The 13,058-nt window shown below is 71.1% G+C and carries 12 protein-coding genes; 7 read left to right on the top strand and 5 right to left on the bottom strand.

The window, feature by feature from the left end:
* Nucleotides 1–17: 17 nt before the first annotated feature.
* The 4 genes from ACFPQ9_RS28210 to rsmI all read right to left on the bottom strand — a co-directional run bounded on the left by ACFPQ9_RS28210 (nt 18) and on the right by rsmI (nt 3,926).
* Nucleotides 18–1,415, bottom strand: coding sequence for a ubiquitin-like domain-containing protein (locus tag ACFPQ9_RS28210; protein WP_380859151.1), 1,398 nt, complete (start codon nt 1,413–1,415; stop codon nt 18–20).
* 141 nt (nt 1,416–1,556) lie between these two features.
* A complete protein-coding gene (locus ACFPQ9_RS28215) occupies nt 1,557–2,438 on the bottom strand; it encodes a TatD family hydrolase (protein WP_380859154.1) in 882 nt (293 codons plus the stop codon).
* 47 nt (nt 2,439–2,485) lie between these two features.
* On the bottom strand, nt 2,486–2,887 hold the full coding sequence (locus ACFPQ9_RS28220; protein ID WP_380859157.1) for a hypothetical protein: 402 nt from the start codon (nt 2,885–2,887) through the stop codon (nt 2,486–2,488).
* Nucleotides 2,888–3,077: 190 nt separating this feature from the next.
* Nucleotides 3,078–3,926 (bottom strand): 16S rRNA (cytidine(1402)-2'-O)-methyltransferase, encoded by an 849-nt coding sequence (gene rsmI, locus ACFPQ9_RS28225; RefSeq protein ID WP_380859160.1) that lies wholly within the window; start codon nt 3,924–3,926, stop codon nt 3,078–3,080.
* Nucleotides 3,927–3,988: 62 nt separating this feature from the next.
* Here rsmI and ACFPQ9_RS28230 point away from each other — a divergent pair, with 62 nt between their 5' ends.
* From ACFPQ9_RS28230 to ACFPQ9_RS28240, 3 genes are all read left to right on the top strand, one after another.
* Nucleotides 3,989–5,740 (top strand): dolichyl-phosphate-mannose--protein mannosyltransferase, encoded by a 1,752-nt coding sequence (locus tag ACFPQ9_RS28230; protein WP_380859163.1) that lies wholly within the window; start codon nt 3,989–3,991, stop codon nt 5,738–5,740.
* 132 nt (nt 5,741–5,872) lie between these two features.
* On the top strand, nt 5,873–7,516 hold the full coding sequence (locus ACFPQ9_RS28235) for a penicillin-binding transpeptidase domain-containing protein (protein WP_380859166.1): 1,644 nt from the start codon (nt 5,873–5,875) through the stop codon (nt 7,514–7,516).
* 104 nt (nt 7,517–7,620) lie between these two features.
* A complete protein-coding gene (locus ACFPQ9_RS28240; RefSeq protein WP_380859169.1) occupies nt 7,621–9,294 on the top strand; it encodes a penicillin-binding transpeptidase domain-containing protein in 1,674 nt (557 codons plus the stop codon).
* A gap of 44 nt (nt 9,295–9,338) precedes the next feature.
* Here the strand turns inward: ACFPQ9_RS28240 and ACFPQ9_RS28245 are convergent, their stop codons facing one another.
* Nucleotides 9,339–9,701, bottom strand: a complete 363-nt coding sequence (locus ACFPQ9_RS28245; RefSeq protein WP_380859172.1) for an SsgA family sporulation/cell division regulator — start codon at nt 9,699–9,701, stop codon at nt 9,339–9,341.
* Nucleotides 9,702–9,867: 166 nt separating this feature from the next.
* On the opposite strand from ACFPQ9_RS28245, the gene ACFPQ9_RS28250 reads away from it, so the two are divergent.
* From ACFPQ9_RS28250 to ACFPQ9_RS28265, 4 genes are read left to right on the top strand one after another with little or no spacing between them, the layout of a single operon-like run.
* Nucleotides 9,868–10,932 carry an energy-coupling factor ABC transporter permease gene (locus ACFPQ9_RS28250; RefSeq protein WP_380859175.1) on the top strand — a complete coding sequence of 355 codons (1,065 nt, stop codon included), beginning with the start codon at nt 9,868–9,870 and terminating at the stop codon, nt 10,930–10,932.
* Nucleotide 10,933: 1 nt separating this feature from the next.
* A complete protein-coding gene (gene cbiQ / locus ACFPQ9_RS28255) occupies nt 10,934–11,695 on the top strand; it encodes a cobalt ECF transporter T component CbiQ (protein ID WP_380859178.1) in 762 nt (253 codons plus the stop codon).
* Entirely contained in the window at nt 11,683–12,486 is an 804-nt protein-coding gene (locus ACFPQ9_RS28260; RefSeq protein ID WP_380859181.1) for an energy-coupling factor ABC transporter ATP-binding protein, read from the top strand. The genes cbiQ and ACFPQ9_RS28260 overlap by 13 nt, the downstream gene beginning before the upstream one ends.
* On the top strand, nt 12,483–12,956 hold the full coding sequence (locus tag ACFPQ9_RS28265; RefSeq protein ID WP_380859184.1) for a MarR family winged helix-turn-helix transcriptional regulator: 474 nt from the start codon (nt 12,483–12,485) through the stop codon (nt 12,954–12,956). Before ACFPQ9_RS28260 ends, ACFPQ9_RS28265 begins: the two co-directional genes overlap by 4 nt.
* The last annotated feature ends 102 nt before the right edge of the window (nt 12,957–13,058 follow it).

The raw sequence follows: 13,058 nt of genomic DNA on the forward strand, positions 1-13,058 counted from the left end.
GACCGGCCCGCCGCCGCTCACCTGTGCAGCCGTGCCCCGCAGTGCGGCCAGGGACTGGTGCCCTGCCGTACGTACAGCTTCTTGGCCCGCATCGTCTGTTCCTCGGCGGGGGCGTCCTGCGGCCTGCCCTTGCCGCCGAGGTCGTGCCAGGTGTGGGTGTCGAACTGGTACAGCCCGCCGTACGTCCCCGACGAGTCCACCGCGTTCGCCTGCCCCCCGGACTCGCACGCCGCGAGCCCGTCCCAGTTCAGCTGGCCGGCGCCGCTGACGGACGTCGGCAGGGGCTTCGTGCCGACCTTCACCACCTGCGTCTGCGGTTCGCGCGCCACCTCGGTCCTGATCCGCCGCGGCTTCTGCCGCACTCCGTTGACCGTGCGCAGCGAGTACGTGATCCGCCGCAGTCCCGCCTGCCCCGCCCGCTCGACGACCTCCGTGCCCTTGAAGACCGTGGGGTCGTCGACGCGCTCCACCGCGAACGGGATCGCCTCGTCGCGGATCTCCTTGTGCCCGGTGATCCGCAGCACGGTGACCGTCTGCCCGTCGCGCGGGAAGCTCTCCAGCGGGACGGAGGTGGTGTCCTGCCCGCGCAGGGTGACCCCGGCCTGCTCCACGACCTCGCCCACGCTCGCGGCGTTCGTGCGGATCGTGCGCGCCCGGCCGTCCGCCATGACGGTCACCGCCCGCTCGGTGCGCACATCCAGCGCGAGGCCCTCCCGCCCGATGCGCCGGGAGCGCGCCGTCGACAGATACGCGCCTTCCGCGCGCACTCCGAGCTCGGTGAGCGCCGCCTCCACCGTGCGGGCCGTCGTCCACACCTCGCGCCGGTGGCCGTCGAGGGTGAGCCGGACGGGGCGCCCGTAGTGCACGGCGACCTCGTCGCCGTGGGTGAGCCCCGCGCCGGAAGCGGGCGCGACCAGGTCGTGCGCCCCCACGTCGACGCCCTCCTCGGCCAGCAGTTCGCCGACGTCGTCCGCGAAGGTGTGCAGGCTGCGCGGCTTGCCGCCGTCGACGCTCAGTTCGACCGCCTTGTCCTTGGCCACGAAGGCGCTGGTGCCGCCCGCGAGGAACGCGACGACCAGGGCCTGCGGGACCAGCTTGCGCATGGTCCCGTCGCCCCGCTCGGCGGCCCGCGCCCGGCGCCGGTGCGCGGCCCGCCGGCCACTCCTGGGGCGCGCGACGGGCGCGTGCGCCGCTTCGGCGATCTCGTACGCGGGCACGTAGGTGTCCTCGTAGGCCGCGTACGACGGGTGCGAGGCATGCCGGTCGTACCCGGTTCCGTGACTCTCCGTACGCGCCTCATAGGGCAACGGCACTCCGTGGCCCAGCGTCGGTGCGCTGTACGGGTCGAAGCCGCCGTACCCCGATGGCTCATGGGCCGTGCTCGGGCCGTACGTCTCGAACTGCGCGTTGCTCACGACGACACGCTCCACCGGAGGGGTCCGTTTCGGGCCCCCAGAACCTAGCGGAGGGGTCGTGACTCTCCAAAGCGACGCGACTACGGAACGTGGCCGTCGCCCGGACGTGAAGCTGTGCGAGCGTTATCGCGCGGTTATCGGTCAGTACCCGAAGGCATGTGCCGTGTTCGTCCCCAGAGCCGTCGCCAGCGTGTCCTCGTCGATGCCCCGTACGGCCGCCAGGGCGCGCACCGTGATCGGAATGAGATACGGCGCGTTGGGCCGTCCGCGGTACGGCGCCGGCGTGAGGAACGGCGCGTCCGTCTCCACCAGGAGCAGCTCCAGCGGGGCGACGGCCACCGCGTCCCGCAGATTCTGGGCGTTCTTGAAGGTGACGTTGCCGGCGAAGGACATGAAGTATCCGGCGCGGGCGCACACCTGCGCCATCTCCGCGTCGCCGGAGTAGCAGTGGAAGACGGTCCGCTCGGGAGCGCCCTCCTCCTTCAGGACGCGCAGCACGTCGGCGTGGGCGTCGCGGTCGTGGATGACCAGGGCCTTGCCGTGCCGCTTGGCGATCTCGATGTGGGCGCGGAACGACGCCTCCTGGGCCTCCTTGCCCTCGGGCCCGGTGCGGAAGTAGTCGAGGCCGGTCTCGCCGACGCCCTTCACCTGGGGAAGCGCGGCGAGACGGTCGATCTCCGCGAGCGCCTCGTCGAGCGCCGGCGCACCACCCGGCTCGCGCGCCCCCTGACGCGACCAGCCGTCGGGGTCGCCGTGCACGATGCGCGGCGCCTCGTTGGGGTGCAGCGCGACGGTCGCGTGCACGGCGTCGTACCGCGCCGCCGTCTCGGCCGCCCACTGCGAGCCGCGTACGTCGCAGCCCACCTGCACGACCGTGGTCACCCCCACCGACGCCGCCTTGTCCAGCCCTTCCCGCACGGTGCCGGACTGCATGTCGAGGTGGGTGTGCGAGTCGGCGACCGGTACCCGGAGCGGCTCCGGGAGGGGCGGGGCGGCGTTCTTGTCGGCGGCGTTCGAAGGCATGCCCCGATCCTACGAAAGGGGCATGCCCCGCCGGCCGGGCGCTCGGCTCAGCTCGCCCTGCGGTGGAACACGTGCAGCAGATCGGAGAGATGCCAGTGGTGCTCCCCCGCCCCCGGTTCCGCCGCTTCCGGCTCCTGCTGCGCCTGCCGGGGGACCGGGCGGGGGTGGTGCAGGGAGTTCTGCACGGAGGACACCTGCCCGGGGCGCATGATCCGCACGATGTGCCCGTCGCAGTTCTGACACGTGGGCCGGCTGAGCGGGGAGGGGACGACCTGGCCGTTCGCGACGTACATCACGAACTCACGGCCGTCGGCGTCGGTGTGGTGCTCTATCTCGTACGACTGCTCCCAGCCATGCCCGCAGCGCATGCAGGCGAACGAATACGACTCGTGGACGACGGCGGTCGCGGCGCTGCGAAGGCCCGTGGTCTGCTGTGCGATCTCACTCATGCCAGCTCCTGTGGTCCGCTGGGTGGACGGGTCACGTCCCACAACCCAGTGGACTCCTCCGCAGGAGTGAACGCACGCCATCTGTGCAGTGTTGGCGCCGACTTGGCCGTTCCTTGCCGTAGGGGCCGAGTTGCTTTACCCCGGCATGGGGCGCACGCTCATGCGATATACGCCCTGCTCACCCGGTGTTTCACGCCCCCGCGTTCTTTGCCGCCACGACGGCGTCGAAGACCTCCCGCTTGGGCAGCCCCGCCTCCGCCGCCACCGCCGCGATGGCCTCCTTGCGGCGCTCCCCGGCCTCTTCGCGGACGCGAACCCGACGTACCAGCTCCGGCGCGTCGAGCTCCTCGGGCCCCTTCTCCGGGGCCCCCTCGACGACGACGGTGATCTCGCCGCGCACTCCCTCGGCGGCCCAGGCCGCGAGCTCCCCGAGCCCGCCCCGCCTGACCTCCTCGTACGTCTTGGTCAGCTCCCGGCACACTGCGGCCCGCCGCTCGGCGCCGAACACCTCCGCCATCGCGGCGAGGGTGTCGTCGAGGCGGTGCGGCGCCTCGAAGTAGACGAGCGTGCGCCGCTCCTGCGCGACCTCCGTCAGACGCGAGCGCCGCTCCCCCGCCTTGCGCGGCAGGAACCCCTCGAAGCAGAACCGGTCGACGGGCAGCCCGGACAGCGCGAGCGCGGTGAGCACGGCGGACGGCCCGGGCACGGCGGTGACCCGGATGTCCTTCTCCACCGCCGCCGCGACCAGCCGGTACCCGGGGTCGGACACCGACGGCATCCCCGCGTCGGTCACCAGCAGCACCCGCGAGCCCGCGAGCAGCGCCTCGACCAGCTCCGGCGTACGGGCCGACTCGTTGCCCTCGAAGTACGACACGACCCGCCCCGCGGGCTGCACGCCCAGCGCCTGGGTGAGGCGCTTGAGCCGCCGGGTGTCCTCGGCGGCGACCACGTCCGCGCCCGCCAGTTCCTCGACGAGCCGGGGCGGGGCGTCCTTGACGTCGCCGATGGGAGTGCCTGCCAAAACAAGGGTTCCTGTCACGTTTCCATCCTCGCAGGGCGCATCCGCGCGACTCCCACAGACGTGTTCCCTACGATGGCGCGGTGACCAGTACAGCGTCGTCGATGGACTCCACGGACATCCAGCAGGGCCAGGCACCGCACGACCAGCGGCCGTCGTGGCAGCAGCGGCTGCGCCGATTCGGCTACACGGCGGCGCCCAGAGGCGACGTACACGACCAGCTCGTGCCGCCGTACGTCCGGCCCGGCCCGCGGATGTGGCAGTTCCTCGGGGTCTCGCGGCCGCTCGCCGAGCGGCTCGCGCGCTGGTCGGCGTGGGGCGGCCCGCTGCTGGTGACGCTGCTGGCCGGGGTGCTGCGGTTCTGGAACCTGGGCAACCCGAAGAAGGTGATATTCGACGAGACGTACTACGCCAAGGACGCGTGGGCGCTCGTCCACCGCGGCTTCGAGGTCGACTGGGCCAAGAACGCCAACGACCTGGTCCTGCGGCTCGGCGACCAGGTGCGGATCCCGACGGACGCCTCCTACGTCGTGCATCCGCCGGTGGGCAAGTACGTCATCGGGCTCGGCGAGCTGATGTTCGGGTTCAACCCGTTCGGCTGGCGCTTCATGACGGCACTGCTCGGCACGCTCGCGGTGCTGATGCTGTGCCGTATCGGCCGCCGTATCTTCCGCTCGACCTTCCTCGGCTGTCTCGCCGGCACGCTGATGGCGGTGGACGGGCTCGCCTTCGTGATGGCGCGCACCTCGCTGCTCGACGGGGTGCTGATGTTCTTCGTGCTGGCGGCGTTCGGCGCTCTGGTCGTCGACCGGGACCGGGCCCGCGCGAAACTCGCCGCCGCGCTGCCGGTGGACGCCGACGGACGGGTCCGCCCCGACGCGCACATCGCCGAGACCCTGCGCCTCGGCTGGCGCCCCTACCGCTGGCTGGCCGGTCTGATGCTGGGCCTGGCCATCGGCACCAAGTGGAACGGCCTGTACTTCCTGGTCGCCTTCGGTCTGCTGACGGTGCTCTGGGACGTCGGCGCCCGCCGGGTCGCGGGCGCCTACCACCCGTACACGGCGGTGATCAAGCGCGACCTGGGGCTGGCCTTCGTGGCGACCGTGCCGGTGGCGATCGTCACGTACCTGGTGTCCTGGACGGGCTGGATCCTTTCCCCCACCGACGGCAGCGGCGGCTACTACCGCGACTGGGCCACCGCCAACGGCCGCACCAGCAGCTGGTCATGGCTGTTCCCCGACTGGTGGCTGAGCCTGTGGCACTACGAGCACCAGGTCTACGAGTTCCACGTGGGCCTGTCGTCCCCGCACACCTACCAGTCCAACCCGTGGAGCTGGATCGTCGCCGGCCGCCCGGTGTCGTACTTCTACGAGTCCCCCACGCCCGGCAAGGACGGCTGCCCCGTCGACGCGGGCGAGAAGTGCGCCCGCGAGGTACTGGCCCTGGGCACCCCCCTCCTTTGGTGGGTGGCCGCCTTCGCGGTCCTGTACGTCCTGTGGCGCTGGCTCTTCCGCCGCGACTGGCGCGCGGGCGCCATCGCCTGCGGCATCGCCGCCGGCTATCTCCCGTGGTTCCTCTACCAGGAACGCACGATCTTCTTCTTCTACGCCGTCGTCTTCCTCCCCTTCCTCTGCCTCGCCGTGGCGATGCTCCTCGGCGCGATCACCGGCCCACCGGGCTCCAGTGACACCCGCCGCGTGGCGGGCGCGACGGGCGCGGGCGTCCTGGTACTGCTGATCGCCTGGAACTTCATCTATTTCTGGCCCCTGTACACCGGCCAGGCGATCCCGATCGACGACTGGCGGTCGCGGATGTGGCTCGATACCTGGGTGTAGTTCCGGGGCAGGGTCCGACATGTCGATCGTTCGGCCAAGAATCGGTCACACATTCGGACAACAAAAGGACACAACTCCCTCTGGTTTCCCCCATGTCACTTACAGTGCGGAGGACATAACGGGGAGGGGACCATGCCCAAGGGGGTCAAGGCCGCCGTCATAGGTGGTGTGTTCGCGGTGATGGTGGGCGGAGCCGGCTACGGCGCCTACAACATCGTGTCGGCGTTGAACGGAGGTGGGGCGACGGGGTCCGCGGGACCCGCGCCCGAGCGGACCGGGCCGCCGAGTGCGGAGGAGGTCGAGGACACCACGGCCAAGTTCTTCGCCGCGTGGGAGAAGGGGGAGGCCGCGCAGGCCTCGACGTACACGAACAACGACGCGGCCGCCGTGGCGCTGCTCTCCGCATACGGGGAGAGCGCCCACATCACCGGCGTGCAGATCACGCCGAGCGCGGCGCGCGGTGCCACCGTGCCGTTCTCGGTGAAGGCCAAGGTGTCCTACGACGGGAAGTCCAAGCCGCTCACCTACAAGAGCGAGCTCACCGTCGTACGCGGCCGTACCACCGGGCGGGCCCTCGTCGACTGGCAGCCCACCGTGATCCACCCGCAGCTGAAGCGGGACGACACCCTCGTCACCGGCGAGGCGGCGAACCCGCCCATCGAGGCCGTCGACCGCGACGGCGCCGTGCTGACGAAGGAGAAGTACCCCTCACTCGGCCCGATCCTGGACACCCTGCGTGAGCGGTACGGCGACAAGGCCGGCGGCGAGCCCGGCGTCGAGCTGTCGATCCGGCACGCCGACGAGTCACCGGACACCTCGCTGCTGACGCTGTCCAAGGGCAGACCCGGCAAGCTGGAGACGACGCTCAGCGCGAGTGCGCAGGCGGCGGCCGAGAAGGCCGTGAGCAAGTACGCCAACTCCTCCGTCGTGGCCCTCAAGCCCAGCAACGGCGAGGTGCTGGCCGTCGCCAACCACCGCGACGACGCCTTCAACGCGGCCTTCGAGGGACGCGTCGCCCCCGGCTCCACGATGAAGATCATCACCGCGGCGATGCTCATCGACAACGGCGTGACCACGATGAACGGCCCTGCGCCCTGTCCGCCCACCGCCACCTGGCAGAGCCAGACCTTCAAGAACCTCGACGGCCTGAAGCCCGACGAGAGCGCGAACGCCACGCTCGCGAACGGTTTCCTGCGCTCCTGCAACACCGCCTTCATCAAGCTCGTCGACGAGGACCCGCTCACGGACGCCTCGCTGACGGCGGAGGCCGAGGAGCGGTTCGGGCTCGGCCGCGGTGACTGGAAGACCGGCATCGTCTCGTTCGACGGCAGCGTCCCCGCCGCCGCGGGACCGGACCGCGCGGCCAACGCCATCGGACAGGGCCAGGTCCAGATGAGCCCGCTGAACATGGCGTCGGTCACGGCCACCGCGATCACCGGCGAGTTCCGGCAGCCGTATCTCGTCTCGCCCGACCTCGACGACCGCCAGATCGCCACCGCCAAGGGGCTGCCGTCGAGCACCGCCGCCCAGCTGAAGCAGATGATGCGGCTGACGGCGACCTCGGCCCAGGGCACCGCCGTCGGGGTCATGTCCGGGCTGGGCGGTGACATCGGCGCCAAGACCGGTTCCGCGGAGGTCGACGGACAGGCCACCTCCGACAGCTGGTTCACCGGCTTCCGCGATGATGTGGCGGCGGCGGCCATGACCGAGAAGGGCGGCCACGGCGGCGACGCGGCCGGGCCGATTGTCGCAGCCGTGCTACGAGCGTCCGGCTGAACTTATCCCTGGCGGCACGGGACTCTAGGGTGGGCCTCGTCGTTGGTATGCGTGAGGTCAGCGGGGCGGCGGGGGCCCTGGAATACGCGAGGGAACGGAAAGCAGTGGGCAACAGAAGGCGCGTCGCCGAGCGACGGAAGACCAACCCCGCCATGCTCGGCGGGATGATCGCCGTCGTCGTGGGCGGCGCCGGGTTCGGGGTCTACGCGCTGCTGGGCAGCGGCGCGGCCGCCGAGAACGGCACGGAGTCGGGCTCCGGCCAGAAGTCCAAGTCCGTCAGGACCGGGCCGCTGTCGGCGACCGAGGTCACCACCGCGGCCCGGGACTTCCTCACCGCCTGGCAGGCGGGCAAGGTGACCGAGGCGGCCGCCGCCACGGACGACGCCACCGCCGCCCGGGCCCTGCTGACCGGCTACACCAAGGACGCCCACATCAAGGACGTCGCCCTGACCGCCGGTACCCGCGCCGGCGCCAAGGTCCCTTTCTCCGTGAAGGCCACGGTGTCGTACAAGGGCACCACCAAGCCGCTGGCCTACGACAGCGCGCTGACCGTCGTCCGGCGCGCCGAGGACGGCAAGCCGCTGGTCGACTGGCACTCGGCGGTCGTCCACCCCGACCTCAAGGACGGCGACACCCTGGTCACCGGCGCGTCCGGCACCCCGCCGGTCAAGGCGCTGGACCGGGACGGCGGCGAGCTGACGGAGAAGGAGTACCCGTCGCTGGGCTCGGTCCTGGACGGGCTGCGCGAGAAGTACGGCGAGAAGGCCGGCGGCAAGGCGGGCGTCGAGCTCCAGGTGGTCCGGGGCAAGGAGTCCAAGAAGGCGGAGCTGTCCGACAAGACGCTGCTGGAGCTGAGCGAGGGCACGCCGGGCACGGTGAAGACGACGCTCAGCCCGGCGCTGCAGGCCGCCGCGGAGAAGCAGGTCGCCGCGAAGCCGAAGGCGTCGGTGGTCGTGCTGCGCCCCTCGACCGGCGAGATCCTCGCGGTCGCGAACTCCTCGCACGGCTTCAACACCGCGTTCCAGGGCTCCCTCGCGCCCGGCTCCACGATGAAGGTCATCACCTCGTCGCTGCTGATCGAGAAGGGCCTGGCGTCGTCGGAGAAGGAGCATCCCTGCCCGAAGTACTTCACGTACGGGCACTGGAAGTTCCAGAACGACGACAAGTTCGAGATCAAGAACGGCACGTTCAAGGCGAGTTTCGCCCGCTCCTGCAACACGGCCTTCATCAGCCAGGCGCCCGAGCTGGACGACGACAGCCTCACCAAGCAGGCCCAGCAGGTCTTCGGGCTCTCCTTGAACAACTGGTCCGTCGGCGTCTCCACCTTCGACGGCGCCGTCCCGGTGCAGTCGCAGGCCCAGATGGCGGCCGAGCTCATCGGGCAGGGCGGGGTGCGGATGAACCCGCTGAACATGGCGTCGGTGTCGGCGACCGTGAAGACGGGCACCTTCAAGCAGCCGTACCTGGTCTCCCCCGATGTCGACGGACGGCAGCTCGCGACGGCGTCACGCACCATGTCCGCGGCCACGCTGACCCAGCTGCGCGGACTGATGGCCTACACGGCGGCCTACGGCACGGCGGCCGAGGCGATGTCGGGGGTCACCGGTGACGTCGGCGCCAAGACCGGCTCGGCGGAGGTCGACGGCCAGAAGAAGCCGAACGGCTGGTTCACCGCGTACCGCGGCGACCTGGCGGCGGCGGGCGTCGTCCAGCAGGGCGGACACGGCGGCGAGACGGCGGGCCCGATCGTGGCGGCACTGCTGAAGGCGGGCGGCTGAGCCTCAGTTCCACACGGCTGAACCTCAGTTGCCAGCGCTGAACCTCAGTGCGGCACGGGTGCCTCGGCGGCCAGATAGGTCCGCCGCAGAAACCTCATCAGCGCCTTCGTCTCGAACTGCACCACCGACACCCCCTGCGCGGAGTGGAACTCCACCACGGCCTGCACACGACCGCACGGCCACACGCGGACGTCTCCACTTCCCGCGGGGGCACGCAGCCCCTGTTCCAGGAGTGAGCGCGAGAAGGTCCACTCATGGGCCTCACGTCCGGGCAACCCGATCCGCACCGAGCGGGGATCGGACTCCGGGTCGTACCGCAGCACCACCGGCACCGCATCCTGGTCCTGCGCGAGGATGTCCGCGTCCGTGACGACATGGGCTCGCGCGTACTGTTCGACTACGGACATCGGTCGACCCCTTACGCTGCGCAACCTTTGCGAAAGCTGTACCTTCGCACCCCTTCCAATGTCGCATATTTCCTGGATTCCGCCCCTTGGAGAGAAGGGTGTCCGTACGCAGTTCCCACCTCCTCGCTCTTGCAAGGGGTTCGCAACAAGCCACTATCATCGAACGGTGCACGTACCTGACGGATTCATAGACGCCCCCACCTCCGCCGTGACCGGAGTGGTCGCCGCCGCCGCGGTCGCCGTGAGCCTGCGCGGCGCACGCCGTGAGCTCGACGAGCGCACCGCGCCGCTGGCCGGCCTGGTGGCGGCGTTCATCTTCGCCGTGCAGATGCTGAACTTCCCCGTCGCCGCGGGGACCAGTGGCCATCTGCTCGGCGGGGCGCTCGCGGCGATCCTCGTCGGCCCCTACACAGGGGTGCTGTGCGTCTCGGTCGTCCTGCTCATGCAGGGCATCCTGTTCGCGGACGGCGGTCTGACCGCCCTCGGCGTGAACATCACCAACATGGCCATCGTCACGACCGTCGTCGCCTACGCCGTCTTCCGCGGCCTGGTGAAGGTGCTTCCCCGCAGCCGCCGTTCGGTCACCGTCGCCTCTTTCGTCGCCGCCCTGCTGTCCGTGCCCGCGGCGGCCCTGGCCTTCACGCTCATGTACGCGGTGGGCGGCACCACCGACGTCTCCATCGGCAAGGTCGCCGGCGCGATGGTCGGCGTGCACATCCTGATCGGCATCGGCGAGGCCGCGATCACCGCCCTGACCGTCGGCGCGGTCGTCGCCGTACGCCCCGACCTCGTGTACGGCGCCCGTGACCTGCGTCAGCGTCTTCAGCTGCGGGTCGGCGGCGAGCTGGTCGACGCGCCCGCCGCCGAGCCGGCCGTCCCGGTCGCCGCGCGCTCCCCGCGCAAGGTGTGGGCGGTGGGCCTGGTCACCTCCCTGGTGCTCGCCGGGTTCGTCAGCTTCTACGCGTCCGCCAGCCCCGACGGTCTGGAGAAGGTCGCCGCCGACCACGGCATCGACAAGAAGACCGAGGACCACGCGAACGCCGACTCCCCGCTCGCCGACTACGGCGTCAAGGACATCACCGACGCGCGGCTGTCCGGCGGTCTCGCGGGCGTGATCGGTGTGGGCGTGACCGTGGTCGCGGGCAGCGCGGTGTTCTGGGCGGTGCGCAGGCGCCGTACGGACGACGTGTCGCCGTCGAGCACCGGCACCACCGCGGGTTCGAGCGCCTGACATGGGTGCGGGGCACGCGCACCGGCTCTACCGGCACGGGCACTCGCCCGTGCACGGTCTGCCGCCGCACACCAAACTCGCCGCGACGTTCGCGTTCGTGGTGGTCGTGGTGTCGACGCCCCGGGAGGCGATGTGGGCGTTCGGCCTGTACGCCGTCCTGCTCGGGACCGTCGCCGGCGTCGCCCGGGTGCCGGCGGGCTTTCTGCTCAAGCGGCTGCTGATCGAGGTGCCGTTCGTCGCGTTCGCCGTGCTGATGCCGTTCGTGGCGGAGGGCGAGCGGGTGGAGGTGCTGGGCATGTCGCTGAGCGTCAGCGGACTGTGGGGCGCCTGGAACGTGCTCGCCAAGGGCACCCTGGGCGTCGCCGCCTCGGTGCTGCTCGCCTCCACCACCGAGCTGCGTGAACTCCTCCTCGGCCTCCAGCGGTTGAAGCTCCCGCCCCTGCTGGTGCAGATCGCGTCCTTCATGATCCGCTACGGCGACGTCATCGCCGACGAGATGCGGCGGATGCGCATCGCGCGGGAGTCGCGCGGCTTCGAGGCGAAGGGCGTGCGCCACTGGGGCGTGCTCGCGAAGTCGGCGGGCGCGCTGTTCATCCGGTCCTACGAGCGCGGCGAGCGGGTGCACCTGGCCATGGTCAGCCGCGGATACGCCGGTTCGATGCCGGTCATCGACGAGGTGACCGCGTCCCGGGCGCAGTGGTCGTACGCCCTGGCGCTTCCCTTCTCCGCCCTTGTCGTCTGTCTGCTGGGATGGGTGCTGTGACCGCTTCCCTCGAGGTCTCGGGCCTCGCCTTCGCCTACCCCGACGGCCACCAGGCCCTGTTCGGCGTGGACTTCTCGATCGCGCGCGGCGAACGGGTCGCGCTGCTCGGCCCGAACGGCGCCGGCAAGACGACCCTGGTGCTGCATCTCAACGGCATTCTGACCGGCGGCACGGGGACCGTGAAGGTGGCCGGATTGCCCGTCGGCAGGCAGCACATGGCGGAGATCCGGCGCCGGGTCGGCATCGTGTTCCAGGACCCGGACGACCAGCTGTTCATGCCGACGGTCCGCGAGGACGTCGCGTTCGGGCCGGCGGCGGCCGGGCTCAAGGGCGCCGAGCTGGAGGAGCGCGTCGACCGGGCGCTGGAGCGGGTCGGCATGGCGGAGTTCAAGGAGCGTCCGCCGCACCACCTCTCCTTCGGGCAGCGGCGCCGGGTCGCGGTGGCGACGGTCCTCGCGATGGAGCCGGAGATCCTCGTCCTGGACGAGCCCTCCTCCAACCTCGACCCCGCTTCCCGCCGTGAACTGGCCGACATCCTGCGCTCGTTGGACGTGACCGTGCTCATGGTCACGCACGACCTGCCGTACGCCCTGGAGCTGTGCCCGCGCTCGCTGATCCTGAGCGAGGGTGTGATCGCGGCGGACGGCAAGACCGGTGAACTCCTCGCGGACGACGAGCTGATGCGCGCACACCGGCTGGAGCTGCCCTTCGGCTTCGACCCGCGGTCCGTGATGGGGGTGCCCCCGCGCGAGCCGAGCGAAGCCGGTTCGAGCGTGGGGGAGGGCGCGTGACGCGTCAAGACAACGAAGGGGCCGCCGGGTCGCTGTTCCTGGACGACCAGCTGTGCTTCGCGCTGTACGCCGCCCAGCGCGCGGTGACGGCCGCGTACCGCCCGCTTCTCGACGAGCTGAGCCTGACCTATCCCCAGTACCTCGTCCTGCTGGTCCTGTGGGAGCGCGGCGAGACGACGGTGAAGGAACTGGCCGGCGCGCTGAAGCTCGACTACGGCACGGTGTCGCCGCTGCTGAAGCGGCTGGAGTCGGCGGGGCTGGTCCGCCGGGAGCGCGCGGCGCGTGACGAGCGCTCGGTGCTGATCGCGTGCACGGAGCGCGCCGAGGAGCTGAGGGAACGCGCGACGCATGTGCCGGGCTCCCTGCTCGCGGCGACGGGGCTGGACGGTCCGGAGGTCGCGCGGCTGCGCGAGGAGCTGTGGCAGCTGGCGGCGAAGGCCGGGGCGGCGGCCGCCGAGCGCACCCGCTGATCTCGGGTTACCCACGGTTGCTACCCCCCGGTAACGGCAGGCTCCGTACCGCCCAGTACCTTGTGCGCGATGTACTTGTGCGCACCTTTTCCTGGGCGCACT

This window comes from Streptomyces coerulescens (genome assembly GCF_042657965.1).
In the GTDB taxonomy this organism is placed as follows: domain Bacteria; phylum Actinomycetota; class Actinomycetes; order Streptomycetales; family Streptomycetaceae; genus Streptomyces; species Streptomyces coerulescens.

What these genes read in the sequence shown, in the direction of transcription:
- ACFPQ9_RS28220 (WP_380859157.1), bottom strand. Translation starts at nt 2,887, where the DNA reads ATGAGTGAGATCGCACAGCAGACCACGGGCCTTCGCAGCGCCGCGACC.
- ACFPQ9_RS28260 (WP_380859181.1), top strand. Translation starts at nt 11,683, where the DNA reads ATGGGTGCTGTGACCGCTTCCCTCGAGGTCTCGGGCCTCGCCTTCGCC.
- ACFPQ9_RS28245 (WP_380859172.1), bottom strand. Translation starts at nt 9,701, where the DNA reads ATGTCCGTAGTCGAACAGTACGCGCGAGCCCATGTCGTCACGGACGCG.
- ACFPQ9_RS28215 (WP_380859154.1), bottom strand. Translation starts at nt 2,438, where the DNA reads ATGCCTTCGAACGCCGCCGACAAGAACGCCGCCCCGCCCCTCCCGGAG.
- ACFPQ9_RS28235 (WP_380859166.1), top strand. Translation starts at nt 5,873, where the DNA reads ATGCCCAAGGGGGTCAAGGCCGCCGTCATAGGTGGTGTGTTCGCGGTG.
- cbiQ (WP_380859178.1), top strand. Translation starts at nt 10,934, where the DNA reads ATGGGTGCGGGGCACGCGCACCGGCTCTACCGGCACGGGCACTCGCCC.